At 55.3% G+C, this 25,193-nt stretch carries 18 protein-coding genes and 1 pseudogene; 7 read left to right on the forward strand and 12 right to left on the reverse strand.

Annotated features, from left to right (window positions below; all coding sequences use genetic code 11):
- Nucleotides 1-51: 51 nt before the first annotated feature.
- The 9 genes from ACA044_RS14195 to ACA044_RS14235 all read right to left on the reverse strand — a co-directional run bounded on the left by ACA044_RS14195 (nt 52) and on the right by ACA044_RS14235 (nt 10,731).
- On the reverse strand, nt 52-1,524 hold the full coding sequence (locus ACA044_RS14195) for a mannitol dehydrogenase family protein (RefSeq protein ID WP_497446908.1): 1,473 nt from the start codon (nt 1,522-1,524) through the stop codon (nt 52-54).
- A 14-nt stretch (nt 1,525-1,538) separates the two neighbouring features.
- On the reverse strand, nt 1,539-2,642 hold the full coding sequence (locus ACA044_RS14200) for an ABC transporter ATP-binding protein (RefSeq protein ID WP_497446909.1): 1,104 nt from the start codon (nt 2,640-2,642) through the stop codon (nt 1,539-1,541).
- Nucleotides 2,643-2,784: 142 nt separating this feature from the next.
- Nucleotides 2,785-3,615 carry a carbohydrate ABC transporter permease gene (locus ACA044_RS14205; RefSeq protein ID WP_497446910.1) on the reverse strand — a complete coding sequence of 277 codons (831 nt, stop codon included), beginning with the start codon at nt 3,613-3,615 and terminating at the stop codon, nt 2,785-2,787.
- Nucleotides 3,616-3,625: 10 nt separating this feature from the next.
- A complete protein-coding gene (locus ACA044_RS14210) occupies nt 3,626-4,552 on the reverse strand; it encodes a carbohydrate ABC transporter permease (RefSeq protein WP_497446911.1) in 927 nt (308 codons plus the stop codon).
- 178 nt (nt 4,553-4,730) lie between these two features.
- Complete coding sequence (locus ACA044_RS14215) at nt 4,731-6,041, reverse strand: ABC transporter substrate-binding protein (RefSeq protein ID WP_497446912.1); 1,311 nt, start codon at nt 6,039-6,041, stop codon at nt 4,731-4,733.
- A gap of 328 nt (nt 6,042-6,369) precedes the next feature.
- Nucleotides 6,370-7,275 (reverse strand): helix-turn-helix domain-containing protein, encoded by a 906-nt coding sequence (locus tag ACA044_RS14220; protein ID WP_497446913.1) that lies wholly within the window; start codon nt 7,273-7,275, stop codon nt 6,370-6,372.
- A gap of 79 nt (nt 7,276-7,354) precedes the next feature.
- The gene (locus tag ACA044_RS14225) at nt 7,355-8,236 is read right to left on the reverse strand and encodes a phosphatidylinositol-specific phospholipase C domain-containing protein (RefSeq protein WP_497446914.1); all 882 of its coding nucleotides are present in this window, start codon (nt 8,234-8,236) and stop codon (nt 7,355-7,357) included.
- A gap of 165 nt (nt 8,237-8,401) precedes the next feature.
- A complete protein-coding gene (locus ACA044_RS14230) occupies nt 8,402-9,268 on the reverse strand; it encodes a phosphatidylinositol-specific phospholipase C domain-containing protein (RefSeq protein WP_497446915.1) in 867 nt (288 codons plus the stop codon).
- A 170-nt stretch (nt 9,269-9,438) separates the two neighbouring features.
- Complete coding sequence (locus ACA044_RS14235) at nt 9,439-10,731, reverse strand: glycosyltransferase (protein ID WP_497446916.1); 1,293 nt, start codon at nt 10,729-10,731, stop codon at nt 9,439-9,441.
- A 284-nt stretch (nt 10,732-11,015) separates the two neighbouring features.
- Here ACA044_RS14235 and ACA044_RS14240 point away from each other — a divergent pair, with 284 nt between their 5' ends.
- Nucleotides 11,016-13,370 carry a hypothetical protein gene (locus ACA044_RS14240; protein WP_497446917.1) on the forward strand — a complete coding sequence of 785 codons (2,355 nt, stop codon included), beginning with the start codon at nt 11,016-11,018 and terminating at the stop codon, nt 13,368-13,370.
- A 6-nt stretch (nt 13,371-13,376) separates the two neighbouring features.
- Here the strand turns inward: ACA044_RS14240 and ACA044_RS14245 are convergent.
- A pseudogene (locus tag ACA044_RS14245) lies at nt 13,377-13,665 on the reverse strand (response regulator); the annotation flags it as partial.
- 7 nt (nt 13,666-13,672) lie between these two features.
- Between ACA044_RS14245 and ACA044_RS14250 the strand changes: the two are divergent.
- Nucleotides 13,673-14,419, forward strand: a complete 747-nt coding sequence (locus ACA044_RS14250; protein ID WP_497446918.1) for a transposase — start codon at nt 13,673-13,675, stop codon at nt 14,417-14,419.
- A gap of 242 nt (nt 14,420-14,661) precedes the next feature.
- Here ACA044_RS14250 and ACA044_RS14255 read toward each other — a convergent pair whose 3' ends face one another.
- Together ACA044_RS14255 and ACA044_RS14260 are read right to left on the reverse strand one after the other, a co-directional pair.
- On the reverse strand, nt 14,662-18,495 hold the full coding sequence (locus tag ACA044_RS14255) for a hypothetical protein (RefSeq protein WP_497446919.1): 3,834 nt from the start codon (nt 18,493-18,495) through the stop codon (nt 14,662-14,664).
- Between the two features lie 183 nt (nt 18,496-18,678).
- Nucleotides 18,679-19,038: a response regulator gene (locus ACA044_RS14260; RefSeq protein WP_497446920.1), complete on the reverse strand. Its 360-nt coding sequence runs from the start codon at nt 19,036-19,038 to the stop codon at nt 18,679-18,681.
- A gap of 28 nt (nt 19,039-19,066) precedes the next feature.
- On the opposite strand from ACA044_RS14260, the gene ACA044_RS14265 reads away from it, so the two are divergent.
- Genes ACA044_RS14265 through ACA044_RS14285 form a run of 5 tightly spaced genes read left to right on the forward strand, consistent with a single transcriptional unit; the run spans nt 19,067 to nt 25,179 of the window.
- Complete coding sequence (locus tag ACA044_RS14265) at nt 19,067-19,300, forward strand: hypothetical protein (protein ID WP_497446921.1); 234 nt, start codon at nt 19,067-19,069, stop codon at nt 19,298-19,300.
- Complete coding sequence (locus ACA044_RS14270; protein WP_497446922.1) at nt 19,297-22,800, forward strand: response regulator; 3,504 nt, start codon at nt 19,297-19,299, stop codon at nt 22,798-22,800. The genes ACA044_RS14265 and ACA044_RS14270 overlap by 4 nt, the downstream gene beginning before the upstream one ends.
- Nucleotides 22,800-23,615 (forward strand): CheR family methyltransferase, encoded by an 816-nt coding sequence (locus ACA044_RS14275; RefSeq protein ID WP_497446923.1) that lies wholly within the window; start codon nt 22,800-22,802, stop codon nt 23,613-23,615. The genes ACA044_RS14270 and ACA044_RS14275 overlap by 1 nt, the downstream gene beginning before the upstream one ends.
- Complete coding sequence (locus ACA044_RS14280) at nt 23,612-23,989, forward strand: chemotaxis protein CheB (protein ID WP_497446924.1); 378 nt, start codon at nt 23,612-23,614, stop codon at nt 23,987-23,989. The genes ACA044_RS14275 and ACA044_RS14280 overlap by 4 nt, the downstream gene beginning before the upstream one ends.
- Entirely contained in the window at nt 23,983-25,179 is a 1,197-nt protein-coding gene (locus tag ACA044_RS14285; RefSeq protein ID WP_497446925.1) for a hybrid sensor histidine kinase/response regulator, read from the forward strand. Before ACA044_RS14280 ends, ACA044_RS14285 begins: the two co-directional genes overlap by 7 nt.
- The last annotated feature ends 14 nt before the right edge of the window (nt 25,180-25,193 follow it).

Raw genomic sequence — 25,193 nt, forward strand, 5'->3', positions numbered from 1 at the left:
CTGTGGGAGCGGGCTTGCCCGCGATGGCGACAGAAATTTCACCGCAGGGGCTTAGGCCAGCACCCGCTCCAGCGTCCGCGTCACCCCAACCTCCCGCAAGCTGTTGCAGCACCACTCGAACGCCGCCACGAACTCCGAAGAACGCGAAATCGCTGTCCCGAAAATCTCCTCAACCTCCAGCAACCGCTGAGTGATTAACGCATCATCGGCCACCAGCGCCTGACAGAACGCCGCTCGCGGGTCGGGAATCGAATAGGTCTGGCCATTCTCATCCACGCCTTTGAGGTACAACGCCCAAGCCGCCACCACCAATGCCGCACGTTTGGTCTCCCGGCCATCGGCAATCAAGCGGTTGATGGTCGGCACGGTGAATTTCGGAAACTTCGATGAGCCGTCCGAACACACCCGCTCCAGCTGATCGGCAATCGCTTTATTGGAGAAGCGCGCCACCAGGGTGTTTTTGTACTCGGTCAGGTCTATGCCCGGTACCGGCGCCAGTTGCGGCGTCACGTCAAGGTCCATGTAGGCGCGCATGTAGCGCACGAATAGCGGGTCGTTCATGGTTTCGTGAACGAAGCGGTAACCCTTCAAAAAGCCCAGATAGGTCAGGGCCAGATGGCTGCCGTTGAGCAGTTTGATCTTCATCTCTTCGTAAGGCGTGACGTCGTCGGTGAACTGCACGCCGACCTTTTCCCAGGCTGGACGGCCGTTGACGAATTTGTCTTCCAGCACCCACTGCACAAACGGTTCGCAGACCACCGGCCAGGCGTCGTCGAGGCTGTGTTTGTCGTGCAGTTGCAGACGATGTTCGGTGCTGGTCATGGGCGTGATGCGGTCGACCATGGCGTTGGGAAAGCTGACATGGCGCTCGATCCAGTCCCGCAGATCGGCATCGCGAAGGGCAGCGAACGCCAGCAGGGCCTTACGGGTCACCGCGCCGTTATGCGGCAGGTTATCGCAGGACATCAACGTGAACGCGGGCGTGCCGGCGGCGCGCCGTTTAGCCAGTGCGGCGCAGAGGAAACCGAATACAGTCTTTGGCGCGTTCGGGTGAGCCAGGTCGTGCTGGATCTGCGGCAGGTGCGCCATGAACTCGCCGTTGCTGTCGTCGATGCAGTAGCCGCCCTCAGTGATGGTCAGCGAGACGATGCGGATGTCTGGATGGGCGAGTTTATCGATCAGGGCCTCGGCGCTGTCCTCGGCCAGCAGCATGTCGCGGATGGCCCCGATGACCCGCACTTCGGCGTCGTCGGTGTCGCCCAGTTCGAACAGAGTGAACAGGTAATCCTGCTCCTTCAAGTCGTCCCGGGCGCGGCGGTCTTCAGTGCGCAGGCCGACCCCGCAAATGGCCCAGTCCAGCGCTTCGCCGGTATTCATCAAGGCGTCGGTGTAGTACGCCTGATGCGCGCGATGGAAGCCGCCGACGCCGATGTGGGCGATGCCTTGGCGAGTGTCGCTCAAGGTGTAGGCGGGCAGGGCCACCTCAGGGGCGAGGCGGTTGAGGTTGTGTTTATTCAGTTTCATCACAGGCTCTCGAATCAGGCTGCGGCGCGCAGTGGACGGGTCAGCGCCACGCCATCGGCATCGAATAAATGGCAGTGTTCGGCGTCCAGGTGCAGGCTCAGGGTTTCGCCATAACGGCTGGCCAGATCGCCGCGAACCCGCATGGTCAGCGCTTCACCGGAAGACGTCAGGACGTGGCAGAAGGTGTCGCTGCCCAAGCGTTCGCTGACGTCGGCGGTGACTTGCAGGGTGCAGTCGCCGGGTTTCGCCAGCTCCAGGTGTTCCGGACGAATCCCTAAGGTCACCGCGCCGCCGACGCTCAGGTTGGCACCGCTCAACGGCAGGGTGATGCGGGTGCCAGCCTCCAGCAGCACTTCGCAGCTTTGGCCGTTGACGCGGGTGACTTTGCCCTTGAGGAAGCCCATTTTCGGCGTGCCCAGGAAGCCAGCGACAAACAGGTTCGCCGGCTGGTGATACAGGTCCAGTGGCGAACCGACTTGCTCGATCTTGCCGCCATTGAGTACGACGACTTTGTCGGCCATGGTCATCGCTTCGACCTGATCGTGGGTCACGTAGATCATCGTGGCTTGCAGTTCTTTGTGCAGTCGCAACAGTTCCAGGCGCATCTGCACCCGCAGGGCGGCGTCGAGGTTGGACAGCGGTTCGTCGAACAGGAAGATTTTCGGGTTACGTACGATCGCCCGTCCGATGGCCACACGTTGACGCTGACCACCGGACAGTTGCTTGGGCTTGCGTTCGAGCATCGGCCCGAGTTCAAGGATGCGCGCTGCTTCGCCGACTTTTTTCTCGACTTCGGCTTTCGCCACGCCGGCCAGGTCCAGGGCAAACGACATGTTTTTGCGCACGCTCATGTGCGGGTACAGGGCGTAGGTCTGAAACACCATCGCCAGGTCGCGCTTGGCCGGGCTGACTTCGGTGATGTCGCGGCCATCGAGTTCGATGGTGCCGCCGCTGACCTCTTCAAGACCGGCAATCAGCCGCAGCAGGGTGGATTTGCCGCAGCCCGACGGGCCGACGAACACCACGAATTCCTTGTCGTTTACTTCCAGGTCGATGCCTTTGATGATGGAAAAACCTTCGAAGCCTTTTTGCAGATTCTTGATTTTCAGGTTGGCCATGATGATGGGCCTCCACGTGTTGTTATTCAGTTGAGCCGGACGGGCTTTTCTGTAGGAGCCAGGCTTGCCGGCGAAGGCGTCCGGAAGATCGCCTTCGCCGGCAAGCCTGGCTCCTACAGGGATCGTGTTGGGGCGGCGATCTTCATTTCACAGCACCGAACGACAGGCCGCGGACCAATTGTTTCTGGCTGATCCAGCCGAAGATCAGGATCGGCGCGCAGGCCAGGGTCGACACCGCCGACAACTTGGCCCAGAACAGACCTTCAGGGCTTGAGTACGAGGCGATCAGCGCGGTCAGCGGCGCGGCTTTGGACGAGGTCAGGTTCAGCGACCAGAACGCCTCGTTCCAGCACAGGATCAGCGACAGCAACACCGTGGACGCCAGGCCGCCCTTGGCGATTGGCAGCAGCACCCGGACCATTTCCTGCCACAGCGTGGCACCATCGAGGCGCGCAGCTTCAAGGATGTCCTTGGGGATGTCCTTGAAGTAGGTGTAAATCATCCAGACTACGATCGGCAGGTTGATCAGGGTGTAGATGATGATCAACGCAATCCGTGTGTCCAGCAGCTCGAACTGCTTGGCCAGCAGGTAGATCGGCATCAGCACACCCACCGGCGGCAGCATTTTGGTGGAGAGCATCCACAGCAGCGTGCCTTTGGTGCGCTGGGTTTCATAAAACGCCATCGAGTAGGCCGCCGGCACCGCAATCAGCAGGCAAAGGGCCGTGGCGCTGAAGGAAATCACCACCGAGTTCCAGGCGAAGCTGAAGTAATCGCTGCGCTCATTGATATGCAGGTAGTTCTCCAGGGTGGGCGTGAAGATAAACTGCGGCGGGGTGGCGAACGCGTCGATTTCGGTTTTGAAGCTGGTCAGTACCATCCAGAAGATCGGGAAGAAAATCAGGATCGCGATGGCCCAGGCCAGGGTGCCGAGCAGCAGGCTTTGCAGGCGACGGGATTGTTGAAGAGTCATGGCGCAGGCCTCAGGCTTTGTCTGTCAGGTTTTTGCCGATCATCCGCACCAGCACGATGGCCGCGATGTTGGCAATCACCACCGCGATCAAGCCACCGGCGGACGCCATGCCGACGTCGAACTGCACCAGCGCCTGGTTGTAGATCAGGTAGGCGAGGTTGGTCGAGGCGTAGCCGGGGCCACCGTTGGTGGTGGTGAAGATTTCGGCGAACACCGACAGCAGGAAGATCGTTTCAATCATCACCACCACCGCAATCGGCCGGGCCAGATGCGGCAGGGTCAGGTGCCAGAAAATCGCGATGGGGCCTGCTCCATCCAGGCGCGCAGCTTCTTTCTGCTCCTGGTCGAGGGACTGCATGGCGGTCATCAGGATCAGGATCGCGAAGGGCAGCCATTGCCAGGACACAATGATGATGATCGACAGCAGCGGGTAGTGCGCCAACCAGTCCACCGGCTGTGCGCCGAACAGTTTCCAGATGTAGGCGAGAATCCCCGACACCGGATGGAAGATCAGGTTTTTCCAGATCAGCGCGCCAACGGTGGGCATGATGAAGAACGGCGAAATCAACATCACCCGCACGATGCCGCGACCGAGAAACTCACTGGCCTCCAGCAAAGCACTGATCAACACCCCGAACACCACACTGATCAGCAGCACGCTGCCCACCAGCAACAGGGTGTTGGTGGCACCGGGCAAGAAACCCGAGTCGCTCAAAAAGTAGCTGAAGTTCTCCAACCCCACGAACTGGTTTTCACCGGGGTAGAGCAGGTTGTAGCGGATCATTGAAAAGTAAACGGTCATGCCCAGCGGCACGATCATCCACAGCAGCAGCAACGCTACCGAGGGGCTGACCAGAAACCAGCCGGGGTTGGCCAACCGGCTTTTACGCACCGGCTGGGGGATGTCCATGTGAGCTTTGGCAGTTGAAATATTCATGGCGATCAGAACCGATTGGGAACAGGCAAATGAAGATCAAATGTGGGAGCGGGCTCTGTGGCGAGGGGGCTTGCCCCCGTTCGGCTGCGAAGCAGTCGCAAAGCATTGGGGCCGCTTCGCGACCCAACGGGAGCAAGCTCCCTCGCCACACAAGCCCGCTCCCACATGGGGTGCGGGGTTATTTGGGATAACCGGCGCGCTTCATCTCACGTTCGGTGGTTGACTGGGCGGCGGTCAGGGCCTGGTCGACCGTGGTCTGGCCGATCAGCGCTGCCGAGAACAGTTTGCCGACCTGGGTGCCCACGGCCTGGAACTCAGGAATGGTCACCAACTGGATGCCAATGTACGGCACCGGTTTGGCGCTCGGCTTGCTCGGGTCGGCTGCCTTGAGCGATTCGAGCGTCACCTTGGCGAATGGCGCGGCATTCATGTAGGCCTCGGTGTAGGTCGAGGCGCGAGTGCCTGGCGGCACATTGGCGATGCCGTCTTTTTCCGCGACCAGCGCACCGTATTCCTTGGAAGTGGCCCAGGCGCTGAACGTTTTCGCCGCATCCTTGGCCTTGGAACTGGTGGGAATTGCCAGCGCCCAGGAATACAACCAGGCCGAACCTTTGTCGGTGGTTTCATGCGGTGCGTAGGTGAAGCCGACGTGATCGCTGACCTTGCTTTGGGTCTTATCGGTCACGAACGAGCCGGCGACGCTGGCATCGACCCAGATTGCGCATTTGCCGCTGTTGAACAGCGCCAGGTTCTCGTTGAAACCGTTGCTCGACGCACCAGGAGGGCCGGATTTCTTCATGGTGTCGACGTAGAAATTCAGCGCGTTTTTCCACTCGGGACCGGTGAATTCCGGTTTCCACTGCTCATCGAACCAGCGTGCGCCGTAAGCATTGGCGACGGTGGTGATCAGGGCCATGTTCTCGCCCCAGCCAGCCTTGCCGCGCAGGCAGATACCGTACTGTTCTTTATCTTTATTGGTGAGCTTGCCGGCAAATTCGCTGATCTGAGTCCAGGTCGGGCGTTCCGGCATGGTCAGCCCGGCGTCCTTGAACAGGTCGGTACGGTAATAGGTGATGGAGCTTTCAGCGTAGAACGGCAGGGCGTAGAGCGAGCCCTTGACCGAAAGGCCTTCACGCACCGAAGGGAAGACATCGTCGAGGGCGTAGCTGGCCGGCAAGTCCTTCATCGGTTCCAGCCAACCCTTGGCACCCCAGAGTGCGGCTTCGTACATGCCGATGGTCAGCACATCGAACTGCCCGCCCTGGGTCGCGATGTCGGTGGTCAGGCGTTGGCGCAAGACATTTTCTTCGAGCACCACCCAATTGAGCTTGATGTCCGGGTGCTCGGCCTCGAAGGTTTTCGAGAGCTTTTGCATGCGGATCATGTCGCTGTTGTTGACGGTGGCGATGGTCAGGGTCTGGGCGCCGAGGCTGACGCTGCTGAGGGTCATGCAGGTGAGGGCAAGCAGAGCTTTTACAGAAGGTTGCATCGTGCACTCCTTTTCTGCACCCAACGGGTTACAGAAGGACAGTTATTGTTTTTGTGTCTTCCTGCGGCGGGAAGAATGTGCACTGATTACAGCCTTCAATTGATGGACTGACAAATCATCCATCGCACTGTGATCGATACTTTTTTGCACTGTGGTTTGGAGCGGGAGATGCAAGGACAGGCTTTTTAGAGGCGAGCGGTCATCGATTTTGTACAGGTTTTACCGGCCCCTTCGCGGGCAAGCCTCGCTCCTACAGGGTTATGCGGTACTTGTAGGAGCGAGGCTTGCCCGCGAAGGCGATCTAAAAATCACCACATGACCAAGGCCTTCAGCCCAGGTTTTGTTCGGTCAGCCGCTGCACCACCAACCGCCGGTAGTGCGACGGTGTCATGCCCTTGAGCTGCTGAAAACGTCGGTTGAAGTTGGAAATATTGTTGAAACCCGACTCGAAACACACATCGGTCACCGGTTTGTCGCCATCGGCCAGCAGTTCGCAGGACTTGCTGATGCGCAGGCGATTGACGAATTCGATGAAACAGCGCCCGGTGGCTTGTTTGAACACGCGACTGAAGTACGTCGGTTTCAAACCCAGGTGCTCGGCGACTTCTTCCAGCGACAGGTCCCGGGCGTAATGAGCAAAGATGTAATCCACCGCCCGGTTGGTACGATCGATATTGTGTTCATCGGCCAATTGCGGGGTCGTGGCACCGGACAGCAACTGGTAATCGTCCGAAGACGCCAGCAGTTCCAACAGAATAAAAAAATGCCCGAGCCGGGTCATACCCTGGGTGTCGGCAATGCGCTGCATCAAGGTCATGGCCTGGCGGATCGTGCGTTTGCAGCGAAACTCGATGCCGTACTGTGCACGCTCCAGCAGGGGCGCAAGCGTCTTGAGTTCGGCGAACACCTGATGGCCGCTTTCAAACAGCTCGTCAGTGAAATTGACCAGCATGTCGCGCTTGGGCACCACTTCGTCTTCGGCCACCTGGCTGATCCAGTTGTGGGGCAGGTTAGGGCCGGTCAGGAACAGCGTTTCCGGGTAGAAGTTACCGATGTAGTCACCGATGAACACCTTGCCGGAGCTGGCGACGATCAGGTGCAGTTCGTATTCCTTATGGAAATGCCAGCGCACCAACGGGCACGGAAAGCCGTGCTGGCGGTAGATGATGGACAACCCGTTATGGTCATCCATCAACTCGTAGGAGGGGTCTGTCACGCGGGCTGTTCGGGTCATGTCAGGGCGCTTTTCTTGTTATCGCCAGCGGATCATGCCTCTTTCCGCGCCTGCTGTGCCAGCCTGCCGCGACTATCGTTTATGGCCGTTCATGCAATCCATGACCATAAACCGCTTTCATGCTGGTGGCGACCCAGCAGTAGCGGACGATTTGCGACTCGTCAAAGAAATCGGTGCTGATGATGCTGCACCGGGTGACTCGGTCGTGGGTGGTGTGAAACCAGTCATCGATATGGGTTTTGATGTGCTGCGGACCACCCAGCACCGAGTAGCAGGTCACCGGCAATGACCAGAGAAATGTGTCGTAAGGAGCTTCTGAAAGAGTGGTCTCGATATGGGATTGAAGATCGGTGGTGTCGTTGAATACCCTGCCATTCCACTTGTGAGGAATTCGCGGCCAGAAATACTCACTGTCTAGTCCAGGCTTCATCTGCGCTGCCATGACAATGCGGCGCGTCGAACTGGCGCGCTTGAGCTGTTCCACAGTACTCAATCCATCCGAAGCAGAAATCAGACGCGGGCCCAGGCGGCGCATCAGAAAATCATTGAGTTGCTTGTAGTCGAAAGGCTTCAACCCATCACCCAACTGGTGGAAGTCGAACACGATGAACTCGTCCCGATTTTGATCGAGGAATGTCGTTACCGCGTCGACCAGCTCATCAAGGATGCGGTGAGACTGATAACCGTTGTGATGAAAGTAGAAAACCGGTACTTCCGGGCCGGCGGTATAACCGAGCCGGATATCGAACGCCCGCGCCCCGTTGGCCAATTGCCAGGCAAAGGAATCGTTCTGGCAGGTCGTCCAGTTGCCGATCACCACCTCATAGTTGGGTGCTTTTTTGTCCATGCCGGCATTGTGCGTGCCGGGCCAGACGATATCGGTCAGCTTCAACCGGTCGATATCCAGTACGTTGCTCATCCATTTCTGCTTGTCGAACGTGATTGCAGTGCTGCGGGTCATGACAGTTCCTTGTCGTTGACTTCGTCCCATCCGTGGGACGAAGAAATTCACGGGGTGGATGTGGCTGCATGCCACATCCGTTTCATGACCCAGCATAGAAGTGCGCGGCAGTATTGCCAGCCATGGAAATATATCCACAAATATGGCCACCTGATATTGCGATGGCTATTCGATTTTCTGGCTGGCTTTTTTCAGGTTTGCCGTTCGGCAATGAGACACGACTTTCGAGTTCTTAATAAAGTCGAAGTTGATAATGTTGCACATTGCAGCCCATTCACTTTTCTCTGGATCAAACCACGCGTCAAGTTGATCAAGAATTTTTGTGGGGCCACTCAGGTAACAGGTTGCGGAAAGCGACCAGAGCGATCCATTGCCAGGCGGACTGTTCAGTACCTTGGTAATGTAATTACGCAGACTGTAGGGAGTGACTATTTTGTCGCCGATCCATTTGTGTTCGATCTGTCTGCAAAACCATCTGTAATCCAGGTTGTAGTGCAGTGGCGCGGCGACCAATACCCTTTGTAATGGACTGATTTCCTTGAGCTGACCGAGGCTCAGGCCCTGGTTTTCGGCAGGTATCATTCGATCGCCGAGATGCTTCAGCATCATGTCGTTGAAGTGTTTGAAGTCAAACATCTCCTTGCCGTGTTTCAGTTCGTGAAAATCCAGAATGATGAATTCATCGTAGCTTCTCTCAAGAAAAGCTTTGATGTCGCCGACAAGATCACCCAACGTGCGAGAAGAGAGGAAGTCGCTGTGTTGGAAACGGAACCTTCCAAGTCCTGCCGCGTCGGCGTCATAAACCAATCGAACATCGAGCGCCCGAGCACCGCGGTTCAGCTGGGAATAAAACGGGACGTCCTGACACGCGAGCCAGTTGGCGCCTGGTAACAACGCGTACGACGCTTCCCGGTCACAGCCCGCATTATGAGTGCCCGGCAGTGTTAACTCACAGAGCGACAAGGTATCAATGGCCGGTGTGGCGGCCATCCAGTTATGATTTTCGTAGTTGTTTGAAATAGTGTTGCTCATTAACGCATCCTTGCAGGGATTTAATAAAAGAGGGCGCCACTTGCTCTGAAGCAATTAAAGTGGCGCTTGCAAGGTGTTTATAATGATTAACGTGTTGTTCATCTATAACTAACTTGATACAAGCTGTGAGTCTTCAGTCTTCTTGTTGTGCCTGGTTGGTAAATCAACGCTTACTCAGTGCGATTTTTTGCTTCAATCCACTGTGCCATGTATTGCGTGCTTTTATGAAAGTGATGGCGCAACATGCTGCCGGTGAAGTTATCCCTTCTAAGTTGCGACAAGTGTTGCTGGCAATACAGTAACTTCTCGATCAGTGCCGGGCCATGTATCGATCGTCGATAACGATCGGTCAACAGTGTCTGCCCCAAGGATTGGGCCTCCTTCCAACGTGATTCATCCTTGTAGAGCTGAACCGCGCAATCGGCGAATTCCTTTGCCGTGCGGGTGACTGCCCCCGGCCATGAGTGTTCGCCGTGCATGGCTTCGGCACCGGTCGGTGTGGTGACACTGGGTGTGCCACACAACATGGCGTCGACAAGCTTGCCTTTGATGCCGGCACCGAAGCGCAAAGGTGCCAGGCACACCCTGGCTGCAGACATGACCTGCAATGCATCTTCTGCCCAGTTCATCACATGAAAACCCTGGGCCGCATTGTGCAGTGCCGTGGCTTTGGGCGGCGTATAGGCGCCATAGATGTGTAACTGCGCAGCGGGGAGTCGCTGGCGGATCAGTGGCCAGATCGTATTTTTCATCCAGAGCACCGCATCCCAGTTGGGGGCGTGACGGAAATTGCCGATGCTCAGGAAGTGCGCCCGGTCTTCAAAGGCTACCGGCGGCACGCTCGGTGGGTCGACCATCAGCGGACACCAGTGCAACAAGGTGCGGGGCAATTTGAACTGCTCGACCAGCAATTCGATCTCCACTTCGGAGATCATCAGATTCAAGTCGCAGCGATACAGTGCGGCAATCTCCCGTTTCGCCAGGTCGGTATCGGCCATGAACTCGAATTCTTCACGCAATGCCGGGGCGAATAACTCACTGAAATCGTTGGCGTCATCACTGGCCTTCAAGCGCTCCTTGAGGCGCTGATGCCGGGCATGCCGCAGGCTTTGCAGGTCCGAGGTCTCAAGCACGCGCAAGGCGTAGGGGCAGTACTTTTCGACGCGCCAGCCGAACTGCTCCTCGATCATGAACTGGTCAAACAGGACGATGTCCGGCGCCAGTTCGCTGATGAAGGTGTCGAAGCTGCTGTTGTTGAGTTCGATCGGCACTTCGCGGATGCCCAGCTCGGTCAGATCGGCCTTGTGCTCGCCGGGGCCTGCTGGGCTGGCGAAGGTGATGTCCCAGCCTTGCTGCAAGAACGTTTCGAGGATCTGCATGACGTGCCCGCTGGCCGCTGAAGAGCGGGGCTCGGGCCAGACGTAACCAATGGCTAGGACTTTGGTTGCACGGGGTTGAGTCATCGATATTCCTTGGGGTGGATAATTGGCCAGGGCGCGGGGGACGCAATTAAACCACAGCAAGGTTGTTTTTGAACTGAAACACCGTTGTCGCCGGTTGAGAGCAGTACGTTTTTTATCGTCATTACATGCATGTCGGAAAATATAACTAAAGTTTTTGGTTGCGTTGTAAATATTAATAACATTTCCACGGTTTATTGTTTGGTTGGGGGTGATTACGCTAGTGTCTGGCTTGCAGTAATGGAAAAGTGCAGCTCGTACTTTGTTGCTGTTCGCAGGGATAAGTTATGAAAATGGATTTGCCTGGTATTTACGACGATGCCGAAGATCAATATTCGCTTCTATGGTTGCTGGACCCCCTAAGTGATCTGGAAGAGGAGGAGCCAATGCCAATGCCAATGGCGAGAACCAAAACATTCGAAATCAGCTCGTTCGATGAAAAAGATGTTGATGGTGTTAATGTGAAAAATCTGGGTGATGAAATATTGCATGGCTGTTCGATCGTCGCTGACCCAGCCAGCTTTGATCCTGCATATTTTATTCGTGATCGCATTGATGAGACTGTGCAAGCGCTAGTGCCTGACGAACAAAACAGGTCGCGGATAAAGCATGATTCAGAAGTGCTGATTAGATATATAGAGGTTAAACAACCCAATCGCAGTGACATGCTTAAAGCCGAAAGAAATTCCGCGAACTGGAAGGAGAGAAAATTCACATTGGCAGAAATATGCACCGGCTATCATTATCGTGCACTGAAAGACAGGGGGTACTCTGAAATACAATGGCCTTCCTACTATCCTGCCAAGCTTGTAAAGACTTTGGAGGGGGCCGACTATCAGGCTGACTTCAAACAGTATGTAGCCGAAAGCTTACAGCATCCTGCGGCGCAAGCTTTTGGGCGACTGCTAAAAAAAGCCGAACTCAACAAGCTGGTCGTAGAGTTCATCAAGAGTGACGCTCGTTCAATGGAAGACAGGATGATTGCCTTTGAGTATCTCAAAGGCTTGATCCCTGCGCGCCTTCTTAACTTGCACAGCGACCCGGATCTTGAGGTCGATAACGCTGTGTTTATCGGGCGCAGCAATCTGGATCGCGGCGTGTTGTTTTTTCTGGGCGAAGACAGTGCTGCCATCGAATTTCCCGCCGGGCATGACGAGCGCGGAAGGTTTCTGGAAAACCATCCGGAACTGCAAAAGCGCCTGTTGAAGCGTGTTCCATTAAGTGCCCAACAAAGATCTTACGTCCGTGATTTCAAATATAGGGGAATGGAATTCCCCCTGTTCGCGACGCGCCCAAACTATCGAGAGATTGTATTTCGATCCAGCACTGACATTGGTAAAGCCCTTTTCGACCGGCAGATCGAGCGAGCGTTGGCGGATATCGATACATTGGTATCAACCCACGCCGAGCGTATGACCGATATTGCGTTGGAAGTCGCCGGGTATCTGCTGCAATGCATTGCGTTCGCGGTTTCGATCCCTACCGGAGGAGCGGCGGCCTGGGTGTCTGCACCGATTCGTATGCTGATTCCCTTCCTGTTGGGAATTGGGGCATCGGCAACTGATCTGATCCGTGCCGAAATCTCTGATGATCCTTCCGAGGCGGAACGTTTGAGGATCAACGCAGCGATCGGAGTTCTGTCTGAACTCGCCGGCCCCATTGCGGAAAAACTTTTGGGTAAAGCCCTTTCCATCGCGGCCAAGAGGAACATCAGCCGCCGGGTGCTCGAAACGCTCAAACGCAGTAACAGACCCTCGCTGGTACGCAGACCCGTGGGCAGCATCAGCCATCAGTTGGCGAGTACTGCAGGTAAAGAAATACCGGATGCAGGCAAGGGGGCGCTTGTCGCAGGCTACCTGTCAGAGTTGGCGGGCGGGCCTAATGTGGCGCAGTCCCTCGCGACGAACTCACAGGTGGTGAGACTTTCCGGGCCGGAAAAAGGTTTTGTCTATCAAGGTTTCGTGTTCCGCGGGGACATGCGCGACCCGACGGTAATCTTTGAAAAAGGGTTTACCCAACGCACGCCAATCAGGGATCTCAGCCAGGTCAACGGCTTCAAAGGTGGCTATGGAGGTGCTCACGATGCACTCGATCTTGATGGCGCAGGGATTTCGACCTCGGCTTTTTACAAGAAAGACGGCGCAGGGGCCTTTGTCTATGGTGGCCAAAAAGGCGGCTACACCTATTTCGTCGATGCTCGTCAGTTGGAGGGATTCCATTTGTATGCCAATACCGAACTAGCATTTCGCCCTAACTCCGGGTTGAAACAACTGCCTCCTTTGGAAATCAACTATGCCGTCGATCTACCGCCTGCCTTGATTCTCGGCGCCTATGACAGGACCGGGAGGTTCATTCCCAATCCCAAAGCGATCAATCGAGCGATCAGGGCGAGTGAGGTCAATCCTTTGAAAGGCAATGGTCGAGACGTGGGAAGCAAATTCCGTCAGCCGCTGGATGGTGCCTCCGAGTTCGCTGGCGTCGATTTTGGTAACCAAGCGGTAGCTGAGCAGGAAGCAATGGCGCCTGCGCCAGAAACCTCCCCGACTTCGGTGCCAGAAAAGACTCCGGCTAAAGTGGATATCAATGACATCATCGCTTTCAGAGAGCGGCAGGAGGCTAAACGCAGACGCGCGAGCGCTTGAGTCGCGTCATTCAAGAATACCCTTGACCTTTTCCCGCAACTGATCAATCGAAAACGGCTTGCCAATGACATGCATGCTGTCAGGCACCTCGATGCTTTCGGCATAACCGCTAGCAAACAGGATCGGCAGTCCAGGGCGCAGCCTTCTGGCCTGTACGGCCAATTCACGACCGTCAATCACCGGCAAGCCGACATCGGTCATCATCAGATCGATGTCCTGGTCTTCGTCGTTGATGAACTCCAGCGCCTTTCTCACAGCCATCGGCCGCAAGCACCCGGAATTGCAGTTCCTCCAACGATCCCATGCAGGCCATCCGATTCTTACACAGCGCGCTCACCCAAGCACTTCCCACTGTCCATTCTCGCCGTCTGAAAACGTTAATGTACTGTGTCAGCGCATTACTCCGAGGACGTCGTCTGACTCTGACAGGACTTGGCCGATTCATGTCAGGCAAGGCATATCCCAAACACGCCATCAAACGAGTAGATCGGTTGCTGGGTAATCGACATCTGCAAACAGAGCGCTCATTATTTTACTGGGTCAGGCATTTGGCAAAGGGGCGCAAACACCAGCGTGTCACCGGTTCAATCGCCAAAAACAAACTCAGCAGGCAATCGGCCAATCGTGAACGAGAGCCCTGGTTATTGGCCAGTAACCTGCCGGAGGATCAATGGAACCCATTGAGAGTCGTGGCTATTTACAAGCAGCGTATGCAGATAGAAGAAGGCTTCAGGGATGTAAAAAGCGAGCACTTTGGAGTTGGCGTGACTCGCCATCGGAGTCATTGCCCGCGCCGAATCGAAGTGCTTTTACTGATCTCGGCTTTGGCCAACTACATCATTTGTTTAACGGGGTTGCAGGCCCGCGAAGCGGGTCATGAACATCGCTTTCAAAGCAATAGCCTTAAACGCCGGTGGGTGTTGTCGCTGTGGCGACTGGGTTTGGAATACTGGCGCAGCGGATGCGACGCAAACTCTCGAAAGATCTTGGAGAGGCTTGAGCACGCGTTGCGAGACGAGGTATGTCAACAGGCGCAGGCGTTGGAGTAGATTTGTGGGGATTCCTCAGGGACGGTGTGAATTTTTCAAGCAACCAATGACAAGAGACTATTCATTATCCATGGATAGTCAGGATTCACATCTTACTTTGCGATGGCGAGCATTTGTCGTGGTGGTTGTTGGATCTTTTGTTCTGGATAAAAATCGATAGATGCATAAATGCCAGTCTGAGCGGGACTGGCATTTTTTATCGGTCAATCAATTTAATTGATCTTTGTATCGAGAGCAAAAACTCAATCCAATACTCTGCCAAGATCGATTTCTAATGTGCCCAGGAATTGGTCGGCTGCGGTGTTGTTTAGCGCAGTCTCGATGGTAGCCATATTTATGGCAAATCCAGCAGGATCGGATTTGATTTGGTCAATCAAGGAAACTGCTACTTCATAAGAGTCCGCGTTGTATAAAGCTGGATGCTTCTGAACCAGAGTCGGGAGACTGGGGCGAATGGATTCAAACTGATGCAGATGAGTAAAGCTTTCCGTGTCCACTGTCCTGTAAGGGTTCGAAAAAGACGGGTCAACCATGCGGGGGTTACGCGCGAGATCAACTAACGGTGCAGCGTCGAATTCAACGCGATCCAGAGTTTTTCCGTAATACAGATCGAGTGTGCCAGGGGCACCATGTGACATCTCATGGATCAAAACATCCGCAATTCTGGATTCATCGTATTTGGTTGTGCGATAAAAATCATCCAGGTGTTCCGGGTAAATCTTGATGAATTTCTTGATTGATTCTTTATGTACAGTCCCATTAGTTACCGCCTTTTTCCACTGCTTGTAATCAGGCACATTCAGTGCTGCCACCGCGCTGACATCGGCTTTTCTGAACGACACATTAGAGAGCGTGAAGGCATCGAGATCCTTGCGCATTGCTCGCAGTTTTAGCCCGATATGTTGAGCAGCTTCGTCGGATCCCGTCCCAAACACATATTTGAGAACCTTGCGAACTTCGTTGTCGAACTCTACATCGGCTAACAAATGGATGGCACTGTCCAGTTTGGCTTTGGCGGCGGGAATAGCTTTCTTTAGGTAACGCTGGGTGTAGCTTTTGGGCATGATCCTGTGCCACGGCAGGGTAGGCAGTTTGAATTTGTAATTGAAATTTTCCAGTTTGGCTCCCCAAGGTTCGCCCAAGCGGTTCAGCGCGTACCATTCGTCATTGCGGCGTATACCCCATACCTGGAAGACATCCTGGGAAGTTTGCGCGGGACGGCAGGTTCCCAGGCGAATAGTGTCAGGGTCGACAGTTGCGGCCAGTTGGCGGTGTGGCGTTACGCCCGACCATTTGCGCGCATCGACAATCGCGTTATCCAGTGCGGCCACACTGTTTCGCCACCCTTTGCGCAACAGCTTTGCGCCATGCAAAAGCAAGTCGGATGCTCCGTCCAGCGGATTGAACAGGCTGCTCACTAATCCAAGGCCCGTGGTTGCCATTGCGCTGGCTTTGGTAGCAAGGCTCATGCTCTTGGCGGAAAGACTGGCAATCCGAGCGACGGCTCCGACGACTAACAAAACGGTCATCGCGACTTCTAAAGTACAGGCCGCCAACCCTTGGAATTGTCGATCCAGATCGTCTGAGCTCAGGTCTTCGATACAGGATTTGAAGGGCACGACAACGTTGAGAAACGTATCCAGATCCTTTTCCCGTTTTGCGCGCAATGCCTCCAGCCTGGTCTGTCCCCAGCATTCTTTCACCAATTCATCGTAGGTCGCGACGGGTCTGTGCTTGAGTACGAAGTTCACCAATGGGTCGAACTCTGTCGAATAGAAACTCTGGTAATAACCGTTGATTTCTGGCGCCAGTGGAGACGCTGACAATTCACCGATTTTTTCGATCACACCAGGACTGACGTTGACGAGGCCGGGCGTGACCCCATGGGTATAACACTCGATGTTCGTGGGCAGCTGAAGCACCTTCGCAGGAGGAGAGTAGTTTTTCTCACTGCTGCGAACGGTTGTGCTTAAAAGGTCTTCCTCTTGGATAAGCGTTGCCAGCCTGGTGTTTTCGCGACAGGTTCCGTGCAAGGTGAATAATTCGTAACACGTCACTCGGCCTTCGAAGTGTGAACAGATGACTACACCGTAGCGACCCTTTGCCTCATCTATTTCCTGATGACTTTCCGTCGGTTTGCGCTGGGTCACTTTCAGGATCGTGTCAATGGTCGACGCTATGGGATTCGAGGGAAGGCTGGTGATCGAGTGGAGTTTCGCGACTGACGGTCTTACGGTGAACATCGTCACCTTGCCTTTTAGCAGGCGTGTCCGATCAGGCAATGGCATTGATGAAAACGCCTGCTTCACATGCATGTTCATTGCTTGTACATGAGTCACATAGGCGTGATTGAACTGACGGTAGAACTCACCATCAGGCGCAATCAGGTTGGAGAGCATTTGGGGAAACGCTTTGTAAATGCTTTCGCCCTTCTTCAGATCCCAGTCACCGGTCGCCAGATCATTGGACATATGCAGTTCTACAGGCGATATGGGAAACGGGTCGTAAGCGTCCTCAATCGGTCGATTTTTCGTTTGGTGAAGGACGTCGTTTTCAAGATAGGTGCATCCCTTGGCGACCTGCTTGAGGATGTCCAGTGAGATGCTTTTGCGAGTTGGCAGAGGGCGAAACAATGTTTCGGCCGTTTCGGCAAGCGTCTTTGCATGTCGGGCGTACGCGGCCAATGCCACTTCAAGCGAGTCTGTGATCGACTTCTCTACCTCATCCGGCGTGACGATTTTGTTAAGCAATGCCCAATCAATCACAGGATCCACGGCAGCCAGAGCGTCGAGCGTCTTTCGCGACTCGCAGACCCCGTCAAACTTCGACAGTTGTTGTAGCTGCGCACACGTCATCGAGCGCGTCGATCCCGGCGCAATGATTTCCTGCACCGCGACGATCCGGCAAAATTCGACCCATTGCGGCGTGCCCAATAACAGGGTGGGAGGCAGGTCTCTTACCAGAAATTCCGGTGCGGCCTCTGCCAGCAACAGGTGAGCGGCCAGTGCCGCATTTTTTTCGGTAATCCGGTGGTACTCGATCAGGTGCCTTTCGAATTCCGTTTGAATATCGGCGAAGGATTTCTCCATGTGCTCGACAGCATATAAGTTGAAACCTGCCACATGATTGCGAGGCTCTTGCTCGCCGGCTCCAGGATGAAGATTGAGCAAGAGCGAAGTCAGCATCATTTGCTTGAGCGACTCCTCTGGTTGGGGTTGGTTTTCTTGCGCTCCATACCAGCCCAGATCCCGCACGTAAGCGTTGGCCCAGTCAAAAGCGATGGGACTGGAAACAAGTTTTTCAAGAACGTCCTCAGCCTCCGAGCGTTTGAAGGGGGTAGACCGCCCGCCCAAAATGCTATTTACCAGATGCTCAAGTAACGACTGATCCTTGATGTAACTGCTGATGAGTTTGCGGAACTCACTGCGTTGAACTGCAGAAAGAGTGACTGAATTGTCTCCCTCTGCCTTGATCATTTCCCAATAGTTACCAGACGGTGGACTCACTGGAGACTTCAGTTCCATGAATGCTGTCAGCCTGGAACCTTCGGTAGCGGTTCGGGGAATGATGTAACCATGGAATTTCAGCCATTGCGCTAACTCGACGTGGTCAGCGAGAGAGATGACGCCACCGGTCAATTGCGCCATTTCAACCAATGCATGAAGATCATCTTTCAGGTCCGGTGCAAGTTTGAATGCGTTCGCAAAGCCAAGTGTTTTGCCTGAGTACCTTGCGTTTATTTCGCCTTCGGAAGTTACTTCGAACAGTGAGTGCTCGGGAAGTTTGAGGGTGACCATTAGTTTTTTGAAAGCGTTTTGTTCGGACATTCTTTGCAGCAGTTTCCTGCCGGGTTGCAGAGCGTCTTCAAGCGTCGACCCGGACTCCAGGGAGATGGCGGCGCCTTCCAGCGTGATGGCTTGCGACGGGTCAAAGTTTTCTCCACGCTGCTTTAGTTTAAATATAACTTCCCTTTGCTCATTGTTGTCACTTTGAAAGTGGTTGTCTTGAGTGGCGGTATAGGGAGCAGGTCTGGACAAGTATCTTTGAGTGGGAGAGTTTGCATGTTTGTGGGTCATGGTAAATCCATTTGTTTTGGGTTTAATGTTTGAGAGATCCTCTTTTGTTGTCTTGCGTTTATCAAGAGTGGCTGTGTAAGTGTATTTTTCTGATGTTGGAAAGTATGAGTTGTTATATTGAGATTTTGTCTATGGAAGGCGACCCCTTCATTGCCATTTGAAGGGGTTTGATTGTCGATATATCTATTTGATAATGCTCTTTACTTTGTCCCGCAACTGATCAATCGAAAACGGTTTCCCAATGCTGTGCATGTCGGTGGGCACATCAAGGTTTTCGGAGTATCCACTGGCAAACAGGATCGGCAGAGCGGGGCGCAGTTTGCGTGCTTCAGTGGCCAGCTCACGACCATCCATACCCGGCAAACCTACATCGGTCATCATCAGATCAATGTGCTGATCCGCATCCTTGAGAATCTCCAGCGCCTGCTCGCTGCCGTCCGCTTCCAACACCCTGAATTGCAGTTCCTCCAGCACATCGACGATTAACATGCACACGATGGCATCGTCTTCGACGACTAGAATGGTGGAGGCATTGGCGGACATAGTGGGGCTCTCAAAGGTTGAATTTGCGATGGCGTCGATCAAAATCGCCGGGCTTTTGCATGAAAAAGTGACGAATCACGACAAGTTCCCGACGCGCTACAAAAACAATAGCCGCACAAGAGCCACAGAGAATAACTGCTCCTTTGTCCCAGAGCAGCCAAATGCAGGGTTTTGCCGCAAAACATGTCAGAAAATTGGATCAGCGCGGCAGTTTTGGGGCAGACTCGATGGTTTTCAACAGTTCGACAAGGCTACCCCATGACCTCTGCGTCTTCGGTTGATGAGCAACGATTTCGTAAACTCCTGAGCCGCAACGTCAGCCTGCCGTTGGGTGTCGGTGTTATCAGCGCGTTTTTCTTCGTTTCGCTGATCACCTATCTGATGTCGGTGATCCAGTGGGTCCAGCACACGGACCGGGTGATCAATAATGCCAATGAGGCGATAAAGTTGACCGTCGATCTGGAAACCGGAATGCGCGGTTTCCTGCTCAGTGGCGACGAACATTTTCTTGAGCCCTATGAGACGGCCAAGCCGCGAATAGCGGTCGCCCTCAATACCTTGCTCGAATTGACCGCCGACAACCCGGTTCAGACCGACCGCCTGCACCGGCTCCAGGCCTTGCAGACAGAGTGGGCCCATTACGCGCAATCGATGATCGATTTGCAACGTGCGAGTGGTGACTACCGCGGCGCCGTCAAGGTCGGGCGCGGCAAACGGCTGACCGACGAGATCCGCAAGCAATTCGAAGACGTTATCGGCATGGAGCAGCAGTTGCATGCTGCACGCAATGAGGAAGTGCGCCGCACCACGATCTGGAGCATTGCCCTTTATCTGTTGTTTGTGGCCGGTATCAGCGGGCTGCTGGCCTACATCGGTCGTCGTGATCTGGTCAATCTGTCTGAGAGCTACGGCGCCACGTTGGCAGCGCAGCAGGCCAGCGCCGAGCGTCTGGAACAGCAAGCCTGGTTGCGCAACGGGCAGACCGAACTGGCAGAGCAAGTCCAGGGGCAGTTATCCCTCAATCTATTGGGGCGCAACATCCTGCAGTTCTGCGCGCAATATCTGGGCAGCGCCGTCGCAGCGATCTATGTCCGTGAAGATCATGGCGGCCTCAATCGCGTCGCGTCTTACGGTTTCTCCCGGGAACAGGAAGCGCTTGAACAGCAGATTTACAGTGGCGAAGGGATTGTCGGTCAGGTGGCGCAACAGGCGCGCTCGATTCGTCTTGATGACGTGCCAGGCGACTACTTCAAAGTCAGCTCCGGTCTTGGCGAAGGCCTGCCGCATAGCGTGCTGGTGGTGCCGGCCAGCGACGACGATCGGGTTAACGGTGTGATCGAGCTGGGCTTCCTGCGCCCCCTGTCTGACCGCGATGTTGAATTGCTCGAGCTGATTGCCGGCAACATCGGCACCTCGATCGAGGCCGCTCGCTATCGTCAACGCTTACAGGAAGTGCTGGCCGAAACCCAGCAACTCAATGAAGAGCTGCAAGTTCAGCAAGAAGAACTCAAAACCGCCAACGAGGAGCTGGAAGAGCAGTCGAGGGTTCTCAAGGAGTCCCAGGCGCATCTGGAAACCCAACAGGTCGCGTTGGAGCAAACCAACGAACAACTCGCCGAACAGGCGCAGATTCTGGCCGAGCAACGTGACGCCATGGACCTGAAGAACACTGAACTGAATCAGGCCCAGGTTGAGCTCCAGGCGCGTGCCGAAGAGTTGCAGCGCTCCAGCAAGTACAAGTCCGAATTTCTCGCGAACATGTCCCACGAGTTGCGTACGCCGCTGAACAGTTCGTTGATTCTGGCCAAGCTGTTGGCGGAAAACCCGCAGGAAAACCTCAGCGCCGAACAGGTCAAGTTCGCCGAGTCGATTTACTCCGCCGGCAACGACTTGCTCAACCTGATCAATGACATTCTCGACATTTCCAAGGTCGAGGCCGGCAAGCTTGAGGTGCGTCCAGAGAACACCAGTGTCGCGCGTCTGGTGGAAGGTCTGCGTGGCATGTTCCAGCCGTTGGCCGCGGACAAGAAACTGGATTTCCAGGTCCAATTGCAGGCCGATGCGCCGCTGATGTTGTTCACCGACCGCCAGCGCCTGGAGCAAGTCATCAAGAACCTGCTGTCCAACGCGGTGAAGTTCACCGAAAAGGGTACCGTCGTCCTGAGCGTCGCCGCTCAGCCGGGCGATGGAATCGCTTTTATCATCCGCGATTCCGGGATCGGCATTGCACGGGATCATCAGGAAAGCATTTTCGAAGCCTTTCGTCAGGCCGATGGCACCACCAATCGTCGTTATGGTGGCACCGGCCTGGGCCTGTCGATTTCTCGTGATCTGGCCGCGTTATTGGGCGGTTCCATCAACGTAACCAGCGAGCCTGGGCAGGGCAGTGTGTTCACCCTGATGTTGCCGCAGCACTACGTTGAACCGGGCGACGAGCCTGTCGAGACGATGAAAGCAACACCGGTTGCGACGCCGGTTGTCATGTCGAAAAGCGCCGTGCTTACTGCGTCTGCACCGTTGATTACCGACGTCGACATTCCGCGTTTCGACGATGACCGCAACAAGGCGCCGTTTGGCTCTCGCTGCATCCTGGTGGTGGAGGATGAGCCGAACTTTGCGCACATTCTCTACGATCTGGCACATGAATTGGGTTATCAGTGCCTGGTGGCCCACGGTGCCGACGAAGGCTACGACTTGGCCAGTCAGTTCATCCCCGATGCGATCCTGCTGGACATGCGCCTGCCGGATCATTCCGGGCTGACGGTATTGCAGCGTCTGAAAGAACATGCCGAAACCCGGCATATTCCGGTTCACGTGATTTCGGTCGAAGACCGTGTCGAGACTGCCATGTACATGGGCGCCATCGGTTATGCGATCAAGCCGACCACCCGCGAGGAACTCAAGGATGTGTTTGCCCGCCTCGAGGCCAAGCTGACTCAGAAGGTCAAACGCATATTGCTGGTCGAAGACGACGATGTGCAGCGCGACAGCATTGCCCGCCTGATCGGCGACGAGGACATCGAAATCACCGCCGTGGGCTTGGCGCAGGATGCACTCGACTTGCTGCGCACCACGATTTTCGACTGCATGATCATCGACCTGAAGCTGCCGGACATGCTCGGCAACGATTTGCTCAAACGCATGTCCACCGAGGAGATCTGCTCGTTCCCGCCGGTGATCGTCTATACCGCGCGTAACCTGACCCGGGATGAAGAGGCCGAGCTGCGCAGGTATTCGCGCTCGATCATCATCAAGGGCGCGCGTTCGCCCGAGCGGTTGCTGGATGAAGTGACACTCTTTCTGCATAAAGTCGAATCCCGGTTGTCCCATGAACGCCAGACGATGCTCAAGACTGCCCGCAGCCGCGACAAGGTCTTCGAGGGGCGCAAAGTGCTGCTGGTGGACGACGATGTGCGCAACATCTTCGCCCTCACCAGTGCGCTGGAGCAAAAGGGCGCCTTCGTGGTCATTGGCCGCAACGGTCGTGAAGCGATCGAGAAATTGAATGAAGTCGAGGACATCGACCTGGTGCTGATGGACGTGATGATGCCGGAGATGGATGGCTTCGAAGCCACCATTGAAATCCGTAAGGACCCGCGCTGGCGCAAGCTGCCGATCATTGCGGTGACGGCCAAGGCCATGAAGGACGATCAGGAGCGCTGCTTGCAAGCCGGCGCCAACGATTACCTGGCCAAGCCCATCGACCTGGATCGACTGTTCTCGCTGATTCGTGTGTGGTTGCCGAAGATGGAACGCCTCTAGTGGAGCGCAATACCGAAATCGAGTTGCGCTTGTTGATCGAGGCGATCTACCTCAAGTACAGCTACGATTTTCGCGATTACTCCGGTGCTTCGATCAAGCGCCGGGTCAATCATGCGTTGAGCCAATTCGAGTGCAATACCATCTCGGCGCTGCAAGAGAAGGTCTTGCATGATCCGACCGCGTTCATGCAACTGCTGCAATTGCTGACGATCCCGGTCAGCGAGATGTTTCGCGACCCTTCACACTTCCTGGCACTGCGTCAGGAAGTGGTGCCACTGCTCAAGACCTATCCGTCGATCAAGGTCTGGATCGCCGGTTGCAGCACCGGTGAAGAGGTCTATTCAATGGCGATTCTGCTGCGCGAAGAAGGGCTGCTCGATCGCACTATCATTTATGCAACCGATATCAACCCGCGCTCGCTGGATAAAGCCAGGCAGGGAATTTTCTCCATGGCGAATGTCCGGGCCTACACTCACAACTACCAACAGGCCGGCGGTCAGCGTTCGTTCGCCGATTACTACACGGCGGCCTATGGCTACGCCATTTTCGACAAGAGCCTGTGCGACAACGTGACCTTCGCCGATCACAGCCTGGCCACCGACAGCGTGTTCTCGGAAACCCAATTAATTTCGTGTCGTAATGTTTTGATTTATTTCAACAAAGAACTTCAGGATCGTGCCTTCGGCTTGTTTCACGAGTCGCTTTGTCATCGTGGTTTTCTGGCACTGGGCAGTAAGGAAACCCTGGAATTTTCGGCCTACGGCAATCAGTTTGAACCGTTGGTCAAACAAGAACGGATCTACCGTAAATCATGAACAGTGCAGGTTTGCCTTCTGTAGAGGCTATCGTGATCGGCGCCTCGGCCGGCGGTGTCGACGCGTTGCTGAGCATCAGCCTGGAAGACCCTGTGCATCATTCGCGTCCGGCCATCGATTACCTGTTCGAATCCGCCGCCGATACTTACGGTGCAACGCTGGCGGCGGTGTTGTTGACCGGTGCCAACCGTGATGGCGCCTGCGGCCTGGTCCAGGTCAAGCGTCGTGGCGGGATGACCATCGTGCAGGACCCGGACGAAGCTCAGGTCGCGACGATGCCCCTGGCGGCGCTAGGTACTCATCGTCCGGATTACATTCTTCCTGTAAGCGGCATCGGCCGTCTGCTTGTCGAACTGGAACGAATCGCATGCTAAGTAATATCCAGGCCAAATTGCTGATCGTCGACGATCTGCCGGAGAACCTTCTGGCCCTCGAGGCATTGATCAGGCGTGCGGACCGCATCGTCTACAAGGCCTTGTCGGCCGACGAAGCGTTGTCGCTGTTGTTGCAACACGAATTCGCCATGGCCATCCTCGACGTGCAGATGCCGGGCATGAACGGCTTCGAGCTGGCCGAGTTGATGCGCGGCACGGAAAAAACCAAAAACATCCCGATTGTGTTCGTCAGTGCCGCCGGGCGCGAACGGAATTACGCGTTCAAAGGCTACGAAAGTGGTGCCGTGGACTTCCTGCACAAACCGCTGGATATTCATGCGGTCAAGAGCAAGGTCAATGTCTTCGTCGACCTGTATCGCCAGAGCAAGGCAATGAAACAGCAGGTCGAAGCCCTGGAGCAAAGTCGCCGTGAGCAGGAGGCGCTGCTCAAGCAGTTGCAGAACACCCAGAATGAGCTGGAGCAAGCGGTGCGCATGCGTGATGACTTCATGTCCGTCGTTGCCCACGAAGTCCGTACACCGCTCAATGGCCTGATTCTCGAAACCCAGTTGCGTAAAATGCACCTGGCCAGGGGTAACGCCGCGGCGTTCACCCTGGACAAGATGCACGCCATGGTCGACCGCGACGAACGGCAGATCAAAAGCCTGATCCGCCTGATCGAAGACATGCTCGATATCTCGCGGATCCGCACCGGCAAGCTGTCGATCCGCCCCAGTCGGTTTGACCTGGTGCAACTGGTGACCAACCTTCTGCAAAATTTCGCACCGCAGATTGAGGCCGCTGAGTCATCGGTCACCTTGACGGCCGACCAGCCTGTGGTGGGTAATTGGGACGAATTCCGTATCGAGCAAGTGATTTCCAATTTCCTGACTAATGCCTTGCGTTATGGCGCCAAGAGCCCGATCGACATACGCGTGTACAATCAGGACGGGCAAGCGCTGGTTGAAGTCCAGGATCGCGGTATCGGGATCAGTGAAGAGAATCAGCAGCGCATTTTTCAGCAATTCGAGCGGGTTTCAGCCAAGGCCGTTGTAGCGGGGCTGGGCCTGGGGCTGTTTATTTCGGAGCAGATTGTCGCCGCCCATGGTGGCTCCATCACCGTCGAGAGCCGGATTGGCGAAGGCGCCTTGTTTCGCGCTTGTCTGCCGTTGCAGGAAACAACCGGATAAACGCAACCTCTGAG

This window comes from Pseudomonas sp. LBUM1673 (assembly GCF_059695645.1).